Origin of the sequence: Neolewinella lacunae, from assembly GCF_014349155.1 — a bacterium.
GTDB lineage: Bacteria > Bacteroidota > Bacteroidia > Chitinophagales > Saprospiraceae > Neolewinella > Neolewinella lacunae.
Map to the genome: position 1 here is coordinate 88,395 of NZ_JACSIT010000135.1, position 14,158 is coordinate 102,552.

The following is a 14,158-nucleotide window of genomic DNA, read 5'->3' on the forward strand; positions in this document are numbered from 1 at the left end:
TCACCCCTCTATACCTCTCCCCCGACCCCTCTCCACAGGAGAGGGGAGACGCAAAGGTTTGATTTTCAGTTTTTTAGGTGAGGTTTTTAAAAAGAGGCCGCTTTTTGCTATCGCTTTCCCCGTGATTAATCACTGGCGCAGAATGAGAGACTTTTGAGCGGAAACTCTAGCGGCTAAAAAACATTCCTTTAACGTCAAAAGAATGGTGCTTGGGTCACCCCTCCGCCTGCGGGGAGGGGCCGGGGGAGGGGTATAGAGGGGCGCCCAGACCACGGAAACTCTAGCGACTGAAAAACATTCCATTAACGTCAAAAGAATGGTGCTTGGGTCACCCCTCCGCCTGCGGGACCGGCGCAGCCAGCCGCGTAGCGCACGGGTTGGGGGAGGGGTCAAAAGCTGGGTAGAGATACCCCCCCTAAAACCGATCAAAAAACCGCCGCAAAAGCGGCTTTTCATCGGTAATGATGCTGGCTTCGCCTTCCATGAGCGGACTTGCCACCAGGCGATTGCCGGTGGTGGTGAGCAGTTCTTTGGGGAAGCTCACTTCCACGCTGATGAAACCGTCCTGCTGGAGGTCGTTTTTCTGCACTACGCGCCCTTCCACCGAGCCGTATTCCAGGAAGGGGTAACTGTCGAAGCGAACCATCACTTTCTGCCCGTTGGCGACGGAGCCGGATCCCCGGACGGGCAGGCGGATGCGGCCAATCATGTCTCCCGGGTTGGCGGGGATGATGGTGGCGATGTCGTCGCCGCGCAGGATGAAGGCCCCGGGCCGGATGTCGCGATTGAGCAGGAGCATCCCGCGGACCGGGCTCATCACCGTGTAGTTTTGCATCCAGCCCGAGACGGCGGCACGCAGGGCATCGTAGCTGTTGCGGAGGTCCGAAGCCGCCTGCAAAAGGGTACTCGGCACCCCGTCGCGGTAGCTTTCAATCTGGTTGCGCATCAGCTCGATGTCGAAGCTGGCCGTGCGGACCAGGGTACGGCTGGCCTGGAGCCGGTCTTCGGCAATTTCCACGTTCCGGCGGGCCAGGTTGAGCTGCTCCCGGTTGTCCAGCCCATCGGCGGCCAGCTGCTCTTCGCGGGAGAGGCGCTCACGGGTGCGTTCCAGTTCGTCTTCCAGGGCTCCCTGGCGTTGGCGCTCCTGGCGCACGGTCAGCTCCTGGGCAACGATCTTTTGCTGCAGCTCGCGGGTGGTGAGGCCGTCGAGGCGGCGCTCTTTCAGGTTCTTATAAATCTCCTGCTTTTCCTGGAATTCGTAGACGGCCTCCTTTATTTCGCCCAGGTTCCAACTGTCGGGAATACTGAACTCCGCCAGGCCCTGGTCGGATTCGTCGCCCGGCAAAAAAAGACGGTTATCGAGGGTGGAGACGTCGAAAAAGTCAGCCTGGGTTCTGGCCACCACGATGACCTGCGAGGCGGCCACCGAATCCCCGTTCTTCGCTTCAATGCGATCAATCATGAAATCCTGCCGGGCCCGCAGCGGGCGGGGCGGGTCGATGGTCGTGAGCGTTAACCGCCCGGTTACTACGTCGGGGTAGGTATATACCGAGGCGAGCAGGATGAGCAAGACCATGATGACCATCAGGACGACGGTTCCCCAGCGGGCAATCCAGGTGGGGGGCGTGCCGAGGATTTCTTCCATGTCCTGGCTCCGCTGGTCGTAGGGCATATGTTCTTCGTAGCCGACCATCAGTTACCGAGCAGGGTTTGGTTGCGTACCAGGCGGAAATAGTTCGAGCGGGCCCCCATCAATTCTTTGTGGGTGCCTTGCTCGACGATAACGCCCTCGTTGATCACGATGATGTGGTCGGCGCGTTCAAAAGTAGAATGGCGGTGGGCAACGATGACGATGGTGGCGTCTTGCATGTAATCAAACAAGTCGTCCATAATCGTCACCTCGGTAAAGGCATTGAGGCCGGTGGTGGCTTCGTCCAGGAAGAGGTACTTCGGCTGGTGGTAAAGGGCCCGGGCGATGAGCAGGCGCTGCTGCTGGCCCTTGCTGAGGCCCACGCCGCCTTCGCCCACGACGGTGGCGTAACCCTTCGGGAGACTATCAATGAAGCGCTCGATCTGGGTGATCTTGACCGCCCGCAGGAGCCGGTCCTGATCAACGTACGCTTCACCGAAGGCGATGTTACGCGCAATCGTATCGCTGAAGATGTAGCCATCCTGGGAAACGACGCCGCAGACGGACCGCCAGTAGCGCTTGTCGATCGTCGCGAGGTTGGTGCCCCCGAGCAAAATTTCTCCCTCCGTCGGTTGGTAGAAGCCCTGAAGAAGTTTGAGCAGGGTTGATTTTCCACTCCCCGAGCTGCCCACAATGGCGGTCGTTTTTCCGGCGGGAATGACGGCGGTGAGGCCTTTCAAGACCTGCGGCGCGTTGGGCAGGTTGTAGTGAAAACCGACGTTATTGAGCTCCAATGATCCATCGCCGGGGATGGTCGACAGCCGGTGGGATTCGTCTTCTTCGTCGGCTTTGTTGTGAATTTCGTTCATCCGCTCCAGGCTGATCAGGCTTTCGCGGAAACCGCGGGCGAACTCGGTGAAGTCGTCAATCGGGCTGTCCAATTGGGCCAGGATGTAGTGAATGGCCACCAGTGTCCCCAGCGTCAGGTCGCCTTCGAGCACGGCTTTGGCCGCCACCAGGGTGATGATCAGGTTTTTGAGCTGGTTGATGGCCGTGCCGCCGGTCCGCTGCCACTGGTCGATGTTGCTCAGCTTCAGGCGGGTGCGGTAGAGGCCGGCGCGTTGCCGTTCCCAGGCCCAGCGCTTTTGGCGGGCGGCGTTGCCCTGCTTGATCTCCTGCATCCCGTCGATGATCTCCATGAGCTGCTCTTTGCCCGCCGCACTTTGCTCGAAGAACTTGAAATCCAGGTCGCGCTTGCGCCCCTCCAGCCAACTCACCCAGAGGATGTTGAGGGCCATGCCGATGATGAAAATGACGAACAGCGCCGTACTCCACAGCGCCAGTACCACGGCAAAGGCCAGGAAGTTGAAAATGCTGAATACGCGGATGAGCGTCGGCCCCGTCAGGAAGTTCTGCAGGCGTTCGTGGTCATTGATCCTTTGCAGCAAATCCCCCCGGCTGCGGCTGTCAAAAAACTCCAGCGGCAGGCGGGTGAGCTTGCGGATGTAGTCGGAAACGAGGCTTACGTTGACCCGCCCGCCAATGTGTAGCATGGTGTACCGCCGCAGGGCCACCAGCGCAGTAGTGGAGAGGAGCAAAATGCCCTGGGCCAGAACCACCAGTTTGATGAAGTCGAAATCGTCGTGGACGATGCCGAAGTCCACCATATTCTTCAGTAAAAATGGCAGCAGAATCTGCAGGATGCTGGCCAGCACCAGCCCCGCCACGAATTGCCAGAGCAGGATGCTGTAGTTGCGGAAATAATCGAGGATGTATTTCCAGCTGCTTTTATCGATGCCTTCGCGGTCTTTAGCGAAGAAATCAGGAGTGGTTTCCAGGACCAGGACGTTGCCGGAAAAACTGCCGTCGGCATTTTGCTGCGTGGCCCAGTGGCGGATCATTTCCTGCTCACCGATTTCACGTTTGCCGATGGCCGGGTCAGGGTCGGCAATGTAAAAGCGCCCCTTCCGCGCCCGGTACAGCACTACGAAATGCTCCTCATTCCAGGGCAGGATGCAGGGTAGGGGGATTTCATTTTCCAATTGTTCCAGCGAAACCGGCAGGCCGAGGGTCTGAAACCCCACGCTTTCGGCGCCTTCACTGATGCCCAACAGGCTGACGCCCTCGCGGCTGATGCGCGTCCGTTCCCGAAAGTGTTCCAGGTTATAGTACCGGCCGTAATGACGGGCCACCATGCGCAGGCAAGCCGCGCCGCAGTCCATTTCTTCCAGCTGTTGGTAATAGGTAAATCGCAGCATATCCGAGCAAAGATAATCGATTGACGCTCAGGCTGCAAGTGCCGCAGTGGGCCGCCGGTCGACCCCGGGTAGGTGGAGCCAACGGCGGGGGGATCGGTAGGCAAAGCTGAGGGAGCGGTGAGCGGGTGTAGGGTGGTTTTGCCCTACTGGTAAGGGAGCAGTATGCACCTGCAAAATTTCCTTTCCCTCAAAACCGGTACCCCATGCCCAACTGCCAGCGCTCGAGGGAGGGTTTTTGGTAGGGATAATCAAAGGATCCGATGCCGCGTTGCAGCGTTCCGCTGGCTTCGATTTGCCAGCGTTCGCCAACTCCGTATTGCAGGCCAAGGCTGCCATAGAGGGCGCCGATGCGCAATCCGGCGGGCATCACCCGGGTGTTGATGAGGTCATAATAATCATCGTCGTCGTCTTCGTAGGTGTAGCGCAGGGAAGAGGGCAGGCCGAGGATCGGCACGATGCCGGCACCGACGAAGGCCCGCAGCCGTTCCCGCCGCAGGGGGTAGTAGCGCAGCCCGACGGGCAGTTGCAGGAGGTGGAGATTGCCACGGACAGTTTCGAGTTCGTCCCAGGGATAGTCCGGGGGCAGCACGGGCAGGTCGGTGGGTGGTTCGTGGTCGTCGGGTTCAAAGCTGAAGGTGCGGGGCAGCCAATTCGCACCCAGCTCGAGGCTGAAGCGCCTGCTGGGAAACAGCTCCAGGGCGGCGCTGCCCATGGCGTTGGCGTCGTCGTTGGCGTAGGGCAGACCGATGAAACTGCCCACGCCGAGGCTGAAGGTATAGTGTTTGGGTTTTATCCGCAGCCACAGCGGAGGGCGGGGCATGGACCAGGGCGCGGCCGCAGGTGCCAACTCCGTTGGGAAAGCAGGGGATGGGACGCGCAAGGGAGTGATACCCAAGGCAGGGAGGTAATTGGTGAGGTAAGTAGGTCCTTTCTCGCCCCTCGTGATGCCCTGTTCTGCCAGGTAGCGTCGGAAGCCGGCGGCGGGCGAGGCATCCAGCGGGTCGGGTTCTGCGCCGAAGGCTTGTCTGCCAATCTTCAAGCCCTGGCTGCCGGGCCAGGTCCCGGGCCAGCCAGCCCAGGCCGCCCGCTGTCCCCCGTCCACTGCACTGCGCAGATAGAGGGTGTCGGAGATGATGGTAGTCCGCCGCTGGGTATCCGCTGCGGCCTGGAAAGAACTGCGCTGACTAAGGTGCAGTTGGGCCGTAAGGGCAGTCACCTCGCCCGCCAGTACCCGTTGTTGCCAGAGTTGCCAAGCCAGCAGGGCCACCACCAGACCAAAGCCCAGCGGCAACCAGCGCTGCCACCACGGCAGAGGATGTTGGGCACCGGAACCGAGGCGGCGGGCCAGCCGTCGCCATTCCTCAGGCTCGTAAGCCTGGGGACGCTCCGCATCCAGCAAGTCTTTGATCCGGTCTGCGAAAGCATCATCTTTCATACCAGTTGCTTTGGTCAATGCCCTTGTTCTTCAGGTACTGCTGAAGCTGTAACCGGGCTTTGGCGTAATTTGATTTAGAAGTTCCTTCAGAGATCGAAAGTTTTTCGGCGATTTCCCGGTGGCGGAAACCCTCGATGGCGTAAAGATTAAAGACCAGCCGGTAGGCCGGCGATAGTTGGCAGACGGCGGCCAGGACGTCGTCGTATTGCAGGTGCTCCCAGCCGTCGTTGTGGCTGTTGGACGCTGGCGGGAGGTCTTCGGAAAGCTCCTCGGGCCGGCGTTTGTAGCGGCGCAGGTAATCAATGGCCGCGTTGATCAGCACCCGGCGGAGCCAGGTTTTGAAGGGCAAGGCCGGGTCGTAGTGATCGAGTCCGGAAAAGACTTTGTAGAAGCCTTCCTGCAATATGTCGCGGGCCTCCTCGCGGTCGTGGCCGTAGCGCAGGGCGATGCTCAGCCCATAACTGAAATAGTGCTGATAAAGCGTTTCCTGGGCCTTGCGGTTGCCAGTGCGACACGCGTTGATGATCAGCCCCATCTTTTCTTCCGCTGGACTTGCCGGCACAGTAAACATCTTTTTTGGTCCGTACGCATTTGGCGTCAAAATGGTTGCCTCGGGGGTTGGTCGGCCCCCGCTCCCTCGGCCTTACCCCTGCACCTGCGTCCGCGCCCGCTGCATTTTTCATTTTTTTTGCCAGCCCATTTCGTGTTGAAACGCGCTGATTTGCAGTCGCTTAAGCTTTCGGCTTCCTCGCTCCCCGCCCGGCCGCCCCCGGCTGCGGGCAACCTTTTTTCCGGGCTTCCCGTACTGGGCGGAAGTGGGCACTAAAACGGACGCCCACCAACAGCCACCTTGAAGAAGTTAATCATCATGCTACTGGTCTTGGCGGTCACCCTGCTGCTTTCTGCGGTGGAAGGTAGCCTGGTGGGCAGCACCCCCGTGGCCAGCGCCCTGCGCCAACTGGGCGAACCCGCCCCGGCCCACTACCTGCCGCCCAACGCCGAGAGCGCGCGCAAAGGAAGGGAAATTGTTTTGGAAGGCCGCACGACCGATGCCAAGGGCCGCCGGACCGATTTCGTAAGCAAGTACTATTCCTGCACCTCCTGCCACAACATCGAGCGCGAAGACCCCGACCTGCGCTTCAGCGACCCCGAAGCGCGCCTGCCCTACGTGAAGGCCAAGGGTATTCCTTTTCTGCAAGGTAGCACCTTCCGCGGCATCGTCAACCGCGAATCGTGGTACAACGACGATTACGTGCGCAAGTACGGTGCGGATAAAATTGGCCGCGCTCATGGCGATCTCCGCGAAGCCATTCAGCTCTGCGCCGTGGAATGCTCGCAGGGCCGCCCCATGGAAGCCTGGGAAATTGACGCCGTGCTGGCTTACTTCTGGACCTTGCAATTTACCCTCGACGACCTCGGCCTGGGCCCCACCGACCTCGAAAAGCTGAACCAGGGCCTGGCCGTGCCCGAGCAGCGGGACAGCCTGCGCCAGTGGCTGCGCAGCTTTTACGCCCAGCAATCTCCGGCCCACTTTTACGATTCCCCACCCAGTAAGCAGGATGGCTATCCGGGCCTGAGCGGCAACCCCAGCCGGGGTAAAGACCTCTACGAACTCAGCTGCCTGCACTGCCACCAAGCCGGCGGCGTTTCCCACTACCCCCTGGGGAACGACCAGCTGAGTTTCCGCCACCTGAACAAGATGATCCCCAAAGATTCCCATTTCTCGCTTTACCAGATCATCGCCTACGGCACCTACGCCATCCCCGGCCACCGCCCCTACATGCCACATTACCCCGCCGAGCGGATGAGCAAACAACAGGTAGAGGACCTGCGGGCCTACATCGAGCTCCGGGCAAAAAAATAAGCAACGCGCAACCATGAAAATCACCCCCTTTTTCTTCTTCGGAGGACTGCTGGGCCTCCTTCTGGTGGCCGCCTGCACGACCGATCCCATCCTGCCCGCCAGTGGCATTATCCCGGAAGATCCCATCGTGATTGATCCCGGGGAAAATAATCCTTGCCCGGAAGGCACCATCTCTTTCCAGTACCAGATCCTGCCCATCATGGTGGCTTCCTGTGGATACAGTGGTTGCCACGACCGGGCTTCGCACCGCGATGGGGTCGTGCTGGTCGACTACGCCAGCGTCCTGCGGGAAGTCCGCCCAGGCAACGCCAACCGCAGCGATTTATACGAATCGATTACGGAAAACGGTGATGACCTCATGCCCGAGCCGCCGGCCCAGCCGCTGACGACGACGCAGAAAAACGTCATCCGGGACTGGATCAACCAAGGGGCCAAGAACACGGACTGCGGCGTTCCCTGCGACCCGAGCGTATTCACCTTCAGCGGTCAGATCTTCCCGATGCTCCAGGACTACTGCGCGGGCTGCCACGGCAACAACCGCCAGGATGGCGGCGTCAATCTGTCCTCGCACGCCAACATCCTGGCTACGGTCAGGAACGGCACCCTCCTCGGTGCCATTCGTCAGGAGCCTTCCTTTGCCTCCATGCCGCCGCTGGGCAGTGCCCTGAGCGAATGCCGTGTAGCGCAGGTGAGAAACTGGATCGAGGCGGGTGCGCCAAACAACTAATGCATTTTAACCAAGCCAATCCTATGCGGCCCATTGCTCTGCTTTCCCTCCTGTTCCTGTTCACGGCTTGTTATTACGACAATGAAGAGGACCTTTTTCAGTATGTCGCGCAAGACCCCGCTTCCTGCGAAGTGACGGTGGTGACCTACTCGGCGGACGTTGGTCCGCTCCTGACCACCTACTGCACCCGCTGCCACCGGGTGGGGCGTACGGATGGCAACGTCAACCTCGAAGGCTACAGCCGGGTGCTGCCCTACGTCAACAACGGTGCCCTGCTGGGCACTGCTGGCCGGCAGCCCGGTTTCCCCGCCATGCCGCCTTCCGGAGGCTCCATTCCCGCCTGCGATTTGCAAAAGCTGACGGCCTGGATTGAGGCCGGGGCGCTGAACAATTGACCGGGGGTGCAGAGAAAAATTTGCCATCTCATCCGCTTCCCGGGATTGCCAGCGCCCACCCACCAAACATTCATTGCACTACGCTGCTTCCCAGCGGCCGCTACTCATTAGCCATGCTCTACACTTTCCGCCTTTTAGCCATCGTCCTGCTCGCTGCCGTACCGGTGGCTTTGTCTGCCCAGGCCGACAAATTCACTACGGCTACCTTCCGCGGTACCCGCGTCATCAATGGCCACTCCGTAGAACTGCTGCGGCAGGGGGAGATGGAAATGATCGTCAACCACCGCTTTGGCCGCTTCAACGAGGGCTTCAACGAGTTGTTTGGTCTGGACCAGGCGAACATCCGCATTGGCCTCGACTACGGGATCCGGAATGCGCTGACGGTGGGTGCCGGGCGCAGTTCGTTGGGTAAAGAATTCGATGCTTTTTTGAAGCTGCGTTTGCTGCGGCAGCGGTTGCCGGGCCAGGGTTTTGTGCCGTTTTCCCTCACCTTTTTTGCCAGTACGGCCTACAATTCCTCGCCGGTTACCGACCCGACCCGCCCGCTGGTTTGGCAAAACCGTTTGGCTTTTACCTACCAGCTTTACGCGGCGCGTAAGTTCTCCGACCGCCTCTCCGTTCAGCTCATGCCTTCGGTGGTGCACTACAACCTGGTGGAAGCCCGCAACCAGGCCAATGACTTGATTGCGCTGGGGGCGGCGTTCCGCTACCAGGTCTCCAAAAATCTGGCCCTTACCGGCGAATATTACCAGCACCTGGCCGGTGAGGTTTTGGTGGGCGCCACCAATCCGCTTTCCGTGGGGGTAGACATCAACACCGGCAGCCACGTTTTTCAGCTGCACCTCACCAACAGCACCGCCATGATCGAAAAACAATTCATCGGGGAAACGAACGGCAATTGGCTGGACGGAGATATTCACCTGGGCTTCAATATGGTCCGGACCTTCAAGCTGAAAGGCCGGCGGTATTGACGTGGGGAGTAGTAAATGGCCGCTACTGGCGCTTGCGAAAGCGCTTAGTTATTGGTCTCTTGTGCTTTGCATAATTCAATAAACCAGAATTAATCTTTCTCCGTGCATAACTTTTCCCGAACGCATTTATTGGTTGTTCTCCTGCTGTTGTTGGCCTTTCCCGAATGGGGCTGGGCGCAGCGGGACGGCGGCCCTTACCACCTTTCCTTGCGGCGGGAGGCGCCCTACTTTGCCTTGAGCGCCGGGCTGTTGATTAAGGCCGAGGAGTTGCGGGAGGATATTGCTCCCGTTTCCTTAGGCACCATTCTGCAAAATGATCTTTTCAATCCTGAGATTGACGAGGTAATGTTTCGGTATAATGACCACACGGCGGGGAAGCTGAGTAATTATACCATGTACGCCTCGGCGGGCTTGGCGGCCCTGCTGGCCATTGACCGTCGTTCCCGCAGTGACCTGGGCAAAATCACCCTGCTCTTTACGGAAACGATGCTCGCCAACCAGGGCATTACGAACCTGACTAAAGTCTCCTTTCAGCGCTCTCGTCCTTATGTATTGAATCCAGACTGGAATCCCGAGCGGGCAGTGCTGAGCGGAGACCGTTCTTCGATGATTTCTGGCCACACGTCCGGCGCGGCTTCTGGTGCGTTCTTTTTTGCCCGCGTTTTTGCGGATTATTACCCGGAAAGCCGGCTGAAACCCTACGTTTGGGGGCTTGCGGCCACGTTGCCGGCCGTCACCGGGTTCCTGCGCGTACGGGCGGCCAAGCATTATCCCTCCGATGTGCTGGCCGGTTACGCCATCGGGGCTGGCATCGGCTTATTGGTACCGACCCTCCACAAAAAAACCTTCTTCCGCGACCGGGCCAGCTTAGCGGTATCTCCAGGGGGCCTGCATCTGGTATATGCACTGCGATAGTTTTCTTGCTTCGCAGTATTTCATGCTGGGCGCGGGCGCAGGTGCAGGGTTGGGGCGAGGGTAGGCGAGGGGATGGTGCCGTAGGCTTGGTTCAGGGGTGAAGGCGAATTCTGGGGCCACCTGCTTGGCTTTAGCCCTTTGATGTGTATTTTACAACTTCAAAATACTCACCACCGAGATGGTCAAAATCGTCATCTGACGTAATCAACTTACTGTTCGTAATTGCGGTTGTCGCAGCAATCCAGATGTCATTTTTCCCCATTTTTACGGCATTACCCTTTTTGACTTTTGCAGGATTAGATTTATTGCTAAAAGTCTCGATGTCTACATACATATTTATGAGGTCCTTGTATCTTATTTCAACTATTATCAAGTCGTTTAATAGTTTTTCAACCACTTTTAATTTTATTTCACCCCATTTGTGTTTTGCTGCTAAAGAATATATTTCTGCTACGGAAACAATTGAAATGATAGATTCATTTTCGTCTCCGAAAGGTGCGTAATTCTCCTCAATAAATCTTCTGGTGTCTTGGTCTCTGACGTAAAACAGAAGCACGTTGGTATCCAGAGTATATCTCATCTATCGCAAGTCTTCTAATAGTTCTTCTAACGATTCCTCCCATTCTAATGCGTTTGCCATCTCCTCAAACGCTGGAACATCTAATTTCTTTAACGGCCTTTCCTCCTTGATCTTCTGGACATCTACATTTTCTTCGATGTTACCTACGTAGAAAGAAAAGTCACCATTGCTTTCACTGTCCTCCAAAGGCTCAGCGCCTTCCACGATTTCAACATCGGAAAGCAGTTTTTCAATGGACTTGAGCAGCCAATTTTCCTTGACTTTTTTTATCTTGTCAATTATGTTTTTCTTTCTTGCTTCTACTGTCATGCCTTTCTGTTTAGTGCTGTAACGCTGATGGCTTCTGCTTGGTTGCGTAGGATGGTCAGACTATACGTCTTGCGATAAAGTGGGAAGTTTCCGAAGCCTTTGTGTGCCAAGCCTAGGCTTAGTCCGCCTAAAGATAGCAAGTTTTCCCGACAGAGTAAGTGCAAGGGCTGCGGGTGGCAAACTGGCGACTCCCTGGTTTCAGGTTTTCAGCTCGTAATTGGTGCTTCTACCGCCTGCTGCCTCTTTTTGCAAGATGTTTTTTTCTATCAAATCGTTGATGTCACGGATCGCCGTATCTTTTGAGCATTTTGCCATTTTTGCCCATTTTGATGAAGTCATCTTCCTGTCTATTCCGTCCAGTAGCTTGTTCAATAGCTTGTGTTGCCTTTCGTTTATCAATGTTTTGGCGTGCCTGGACCAAAAGTCGGCTTTAAATAGAACGCTGACCAGCAGCGAATCGGTAGACTTGATAGCGCTGATGAGGCAGGATAAAAACCACTGCATCCAGGCGGTGATGTTGAGATCCCCTTTCTGTGTTTTTTCCAGCACTTCGTAGTACCCCTTGCGTTCAATTCTTATTTGTGCGGACATGCTGTAAAAGCGCTGCTTGCTTTTATCCGATTGGGCCAATACCATGTCCGTAATCGCTCGGGCAATTCTGCCGTTACCATCTTCAAAAGGGTGGATGGTCACAAACCAAAAGTGGGAGATTGCCGCTTTTAATACCAGGTCAAGCGAAGGATCATTGTTGAACCAGTCCAAAAAAAGGTTCATTTCCTTTTCCACCCGGGCGGAGTCGGGGGCCTGGAAATGTACCCTTTCCTTTCCCATTGCGCCCGAAACCACTTGCATGGGCCCGGTGGTGTCTTCCCGCCAATGAGCCACCCTAATCTTATACATCCCGCTTCTTCCCGTGGGGAATAGGGCTGCGTGCCAATCGAACAGCCGCTCGGGGGTAAGGGGCTCGAAGCAATGTTGCGTAGCGTCCAGCATCATTTCTACTACACCATCCACATTTCTGTCCGAGTCTGCCGCTCCTTCTATGGCTATTCCCAATCTGCGGGCAATGGAGGAGCGGACTTGGTCAGGATTGAGGTATTCCCCCTCAATTTCGGATGTTTTTATTACGTCAAGCGTCAAGGTGTTCAGCACCGCTTCGTTCCTAAGGTCGAAGCCCAAAGATTCCATTTTACCGACCAGCCTGCCCTGGAGGTTGCGGGCTTCACCCAATAAGTTGATGACCGCATCGCTTTCCCAGATGAAGGTAGGCCAATCGGTCCGTTGCTGAATGAAATCGCTCATTCGTTGCATATTCTGCGTCTAATATAGCGCTTATTCGTTGCATGCGGCTACTCTGTACTGTGTCCCCCACCCCTGCACCTGCGCCCGCGCCCCCTTCCCCCCTTTACGCCTTTCCCCTCTCCCCCCTACGCATTATCTTTGCCCTGCCTTATACCGTTTTCGTTTAAGCTTTATCCTAACCAAACAACAAAACCAAATCATGCAACATCCTAACCTGCGGAGCAATCTGCCCGTCGCCGCATTGGTGGAAGCGTCCATCAAAACCGGGCAGGGAAGCCTTTCTGATAAAGGCGCCCTGATGATCAACACCGGCACCTTCACCGGCCGCAGCCCCCGCGACCGCTACATCGTCGAAGACGACCTGACCCGCGAGAAGGTCGACTGGGGCAAGGTCAACATCCCCTTCACGCCAGCCGACTACGAGCGCCTGGAAAGCAAAATCCTGGCCTACGCCCAGGGCCTCGATACCGTCTATTTCCGCGACGCCTACGCCTGCGCCAGCCAGAAATACCGCATCAACGTCAAGGTCTACACCGAGCAGCCCTGGCAAAACCTCTTCGCCTACAACATGTTTTTGCGCCCCGACGGCGGCCAGATCAAGAACCTGCTGACGGACGACTGGACCATCTACGCCTTCCCCGGCTGCCTGGCCGACCCGGCCACCGATGGCACGCGGCAGGAAAATTTTGCCGTCATTAATTTCAGCAAACAGACCATCATCATTGGCGGCACGGCCTACACCGGCGAGATCAAAAAAGGCATCTTTTCCGTCCTCAATTTCGTACTTCCCACCCAACGCGACGTGCTTTCCATGCACTGCTCCGCCAACGTGGGCACCAAGGGCGATTCCGCCCTCTTTTTCGGCCTCTCCGGCACCGGCAAAACGACGCTGAGCAACGACCCCGACCGCCGCCTGATTGGCGACGACGAGCACGGCTGGAGCCAGGCCAACGTCTTTAACCTCGAAGGCGGCTGCTACGCCAAGGTGATCGACCTCTCCGAAACCAAGGAACCCCAGATTTACCGCGCCATCCGCTTCGGCGCCCTGCTCGAAAACGTGGTCGTGCGCCCCGACGGCCACACCCCCGATTACGCCGACGCCAGCATCACCGAAAACACCCGCGTGAGCTACCCCATCAACCACATCGAGAACATCATGTACAACTCGCGGGGGGATTTGCCGCGTAACATTTTCTTCCTCACCTGCGATGCCTTCGGCGTTTTGCCCCCCATCAGCCGCCTGACCAAGGAGCAGGCCATGTACCACTTCATCAGCGGCTACACCGCCAAAATTGCGGGCACCGAGGCGGGCATCACCGAGCCTCAGGCGACCTTCTCGGCCTGCTTCGGCGCGCCCTTCCTGCCCCTGCACCCCACGGTCTACGCCCGCATGTTGGGCGAAAAACTCGACGCGGCCGCCGAAAACGACACCCCGATCAACGTCTGGCTCGTCAATACCGGCTGGACCGGCGGCAGCTACGGCGCGGGCAGCCGCATTGAGCTGACCTACACCCGCGCCATCATCAAGGCCGCGCTCAACGGCGACCTCGATGCGGTGCCCTACCGGACCGACGATTTCTTCGGCCTCAGCGTCCCCCAGCGGTGCCCCGACGTGCCCAACGCCATCCTCAACCCCCGCGATACCTGGCCCAACGAGGCGGAGTACGACCGGGCAGCCACCAGGTTGCAGGCGCTCTTCGAGGCCAATTACCGGCCCTATGCGGAAGCGGGCGCGGCCGCAGGTGCCATCGGTTCGGATAAGTAGCAAGGAA

13 protein-coding genes are annotated in these 14,158 nt (G+C 57.8%); 6 read left to right on the forward strand and 7 right to left on the reverse strand.

Going from position 1 to position 14,158, the window contains the following annotated elements; all coding sequences use genetic code 11:
• Positions 1 to 415: 415 nt before the first annotated feature.
• The 4 genes from H9S92_RS14450 to H9S92_RS14465 form a co-directional block, all read right to left on the reverse strand.
• Complete coding sequence (locus H9S92_RS14450; RefSeq protein WP_187467406.1) at positions 416 to 1,693, reverse strand: HlyD family secretion protein; 1,278 nt, start codon at positions 1,691 to 1,693, stop codon at positions 416 to 418.
• A complete protein-coding gene (locus H9S92_RS14455) occupies positions 1,693 to 3,888 on the reverse strand; it encodes a peptidase domain-containing ABC transporter (protein WP_187467407.1) in 2,196 nt (731 codons plus the stop codon). Before H9S92_RS14455 ends, H9S92_RS14450 begins: the two co-directional genes overlap by 1 nt.
• A gap of 187 nt (positions 3,889 to 4,075) precedes the next feature.
• A complete protein-coding gene (locus H9S92_RS14460; RefSeq protein ID WP_187467408.1) occupies positions 4,076 to 5,323 on the reverse strand; it encodes a hypothetical protein in 1,248 nt (415 codons plus the stop codon).
• The gene (locus H9S92_RS14465; protein ID WP_222936118.1) at positions 5,313 to 5,894 is read right to left on the reverse strand and encodes an RNA polymerase sigma factor; all 582 of its coding nucleotides are present in this window, start codon (positions 5,892 to 5,894) and stop codon (positions 5,313 to 5,315) included. Before H9S92_RS14465 ends, H9S92_RS14460 begins: the two co-directional genes overlap by 11 nt.
• Before the next feature lie 297 nt (positions 5,895 to 6,191).
• Between H9S92_RS14465 and H9S92_RS14470 the strand changes: the two genes are divergently transcribed.
• The 5 genes from H9S92_RS14470 to H9S92_RS22685 all read left to right on the forward strand — a co-directional run bounded on the left by H9S92_RS14470 (position 6,192) and on the right by H9S92_RS22685 (position 10,195).
• Entirely contained in the window at positions 6,192 to 7,187 is a 996-nt protein-coding gene (locus H9S92_RS14470; protein ID WP_187467410.1) for a c-type cytochrome, read from the forward strand.
• 13 nt (positions 7,188 to 7,200) lie between these two features.
• The gene (locus tag H9S92_RS14475; RefSeq protein WP_187467411.1) at positions 7,201 to 7,914 is read left to right on the forward strand and encodes a c-type cytochrome; all 714 of its coding nucleotides are present in this window, start codon (positions 7,201 to 7,203) and stop codon (positions 7,912 to 7,914) included.
• A gap of 23 nt (positions 7,915 to 7,937) precedes the next feature.
• A complete protein-coding gene (locus tag H9S92_RS14480) occupies positions 7,938 to 8,309 on the forward strand; it encodes a hypothetical protein (protein ID WP_187467412.1) in 372 nt (123 codons plus the stop codon).
• A gap of 113 nt (positions 8,310 to 8,422) precedes the next feature.
• A complete protein-coding gene (locus tag H9S92_RS14485; protein ID WP_187467413.1) occupies positions 8,423 to 9,280 on the forward strand; it encodes a DUF5777 family beta-barrel protein in 858 nt (285 codons plus the stop codon).
• A 102-nt stretch (positions 9,281 to 9,382) separates the two neighbouring features.
• A complete protein-coding gene (locus H9S92_RS22685) occupies positions 9,383 to 10,195 on the forward strand; it encodes a phosphatase PAP2 family protein (protein WP_187467414.1) in 813 nt (270 codons plus the stop codon).
• 130 nt (positions 10,196 to 10,325) lie between these two features.
• Here the strand turns inward: H9S92_RS22685 and H9S92_RS14495 are convergent, their stop codons facing one another.
• The 3 genes from H9S92_RS14495 to H9S92_RS14505 all read right to left on the reverse strand — a co-directional run bounded on the left by H9S92_RS14495 (position 10,326) and on the right by H9S92_RS14505 (position 12,386).
• Entirely contained in the window at positions 10,326 to 10,775 is a 450-nt protein-coding gene (locus H9S92_RS14495) for a type II toxin-antitoxin system VapC family toxin (protein WP_187467415.1), read from the reverse strand.
• Positions 10,776 to 11,084, reverse strand: coding sequence for a hypothetical protein (locus tag H9S92_RS14500; protein ID WP_187467416.1), 309 nt, complete (start codon positions 11,082 to 11,084; stop codon positions 10,776 to 10,778). It lies immediately after the preceding gene.
• Between the two features lie 198 nt (positions 11,085 to 11,282).
• Complete coding sequence (locus tag H9S92_RS14505; protein ID WP_187467417.1) at positions 11,283 to 12,386, reverse strand: Fic family protein; 1,104 nt, start codon at positions 12,384 to 12,386, stop codon at positions 11,283 to 11,285.
• A gap of 172 nt (positions 12,387 to 12,558) precedes the next feature.
• Between H9S92_RS14505 and pckA the strand changes: the two genes are divergently transcribed.
• Entirely contained in the window at positions 12,559 to 14,151 is a 1,593-nt protein-coding gene (gene pckA / locus H9S92_RS14510) for a phosphoenolpyruvate carboxykinase (ATP) (protein WP_406612198.1), read from the forward strand.
• Positions 14,152 to 14,158 lie beyond the last annotated feature (7 nt).

Coding starts and splice junctions, on each gene's coding strand:
- H9S92_RS14450 (WP_187467406.1), bottom strand. CDS start 1,693: ATGGTCGGCTACGAAGAACATATGCCCTACGACCAGCGGAGCCAGGAC.
- H9S92_RS14455 (WP_187467407.1), bottom strand. CDS start 3,888: ATGCTGCGATTTACCTATTACCAACAGCTGGAAGAAATGGACTGCGGC.
- H9S92_RS14460 (WP_187467408.1), bottom strand. CDS start 5,323: ATGAAAGATGATGCTTTCGCAGACCGGATCAAAGACTTGCTGGATGCG.
- H9S92_RS14465 (WP_222936118.1), bottom strand. CDS start 5,894: ATGTTTACTGTGCCGGCAAGTCCAGCGGAAGAAAAGATGGGGCTGATC.
- H9S92_RS14470 (WP_187467410.1), top strand. CDS start 6,192: ATGCTACTGGTCTTGGCGGTCACCCTGCTGCTTTCTGCGGTGGAAGGT.
- H9S92_RS14475 (WP_187467411.1), top strand. CDS start 7,201: ATGAAAATCACCCCCTTTTTCTTCTTCGGAGGACTGCTGGGCCTCCTT.
- H9S92_RS14480 (WP_187467412.1), top strand. CDS start 7,938: ATGCGGCCCATTGCTCTGCTTTCCCTCCTGTTCCTGTTCACGGCTTGT.
- H9S92_RS14485 (WP_187467413.1), top strand. CDS start 8,423: ATGCTCTACACTTTCCGCCTTTTAGCCATCGTCCTGCTCGCTGCCGTA.
- H9S92_RS14495 (WP_187467415.1), bottom strand. CDS start 10,775: ATGAGATATACTCTGGATACCAACGTGCTTCTGTTTTACGTCAGAGAC.
- H9S92_RS14500 (WP_187467416.1), bottom strand. CDS start 11,084: ATGACAGTAGAAGCAAGAAAGAAAAACATAATTGACAAGATAAAAAAA.
- H9S92_RS14505 (WP_187467417.1), bottom strand. CDS start 12,386: ATGAGCGATTTCATTCAGCAACGGACCGATTGGCCTACCTTCATCTGG.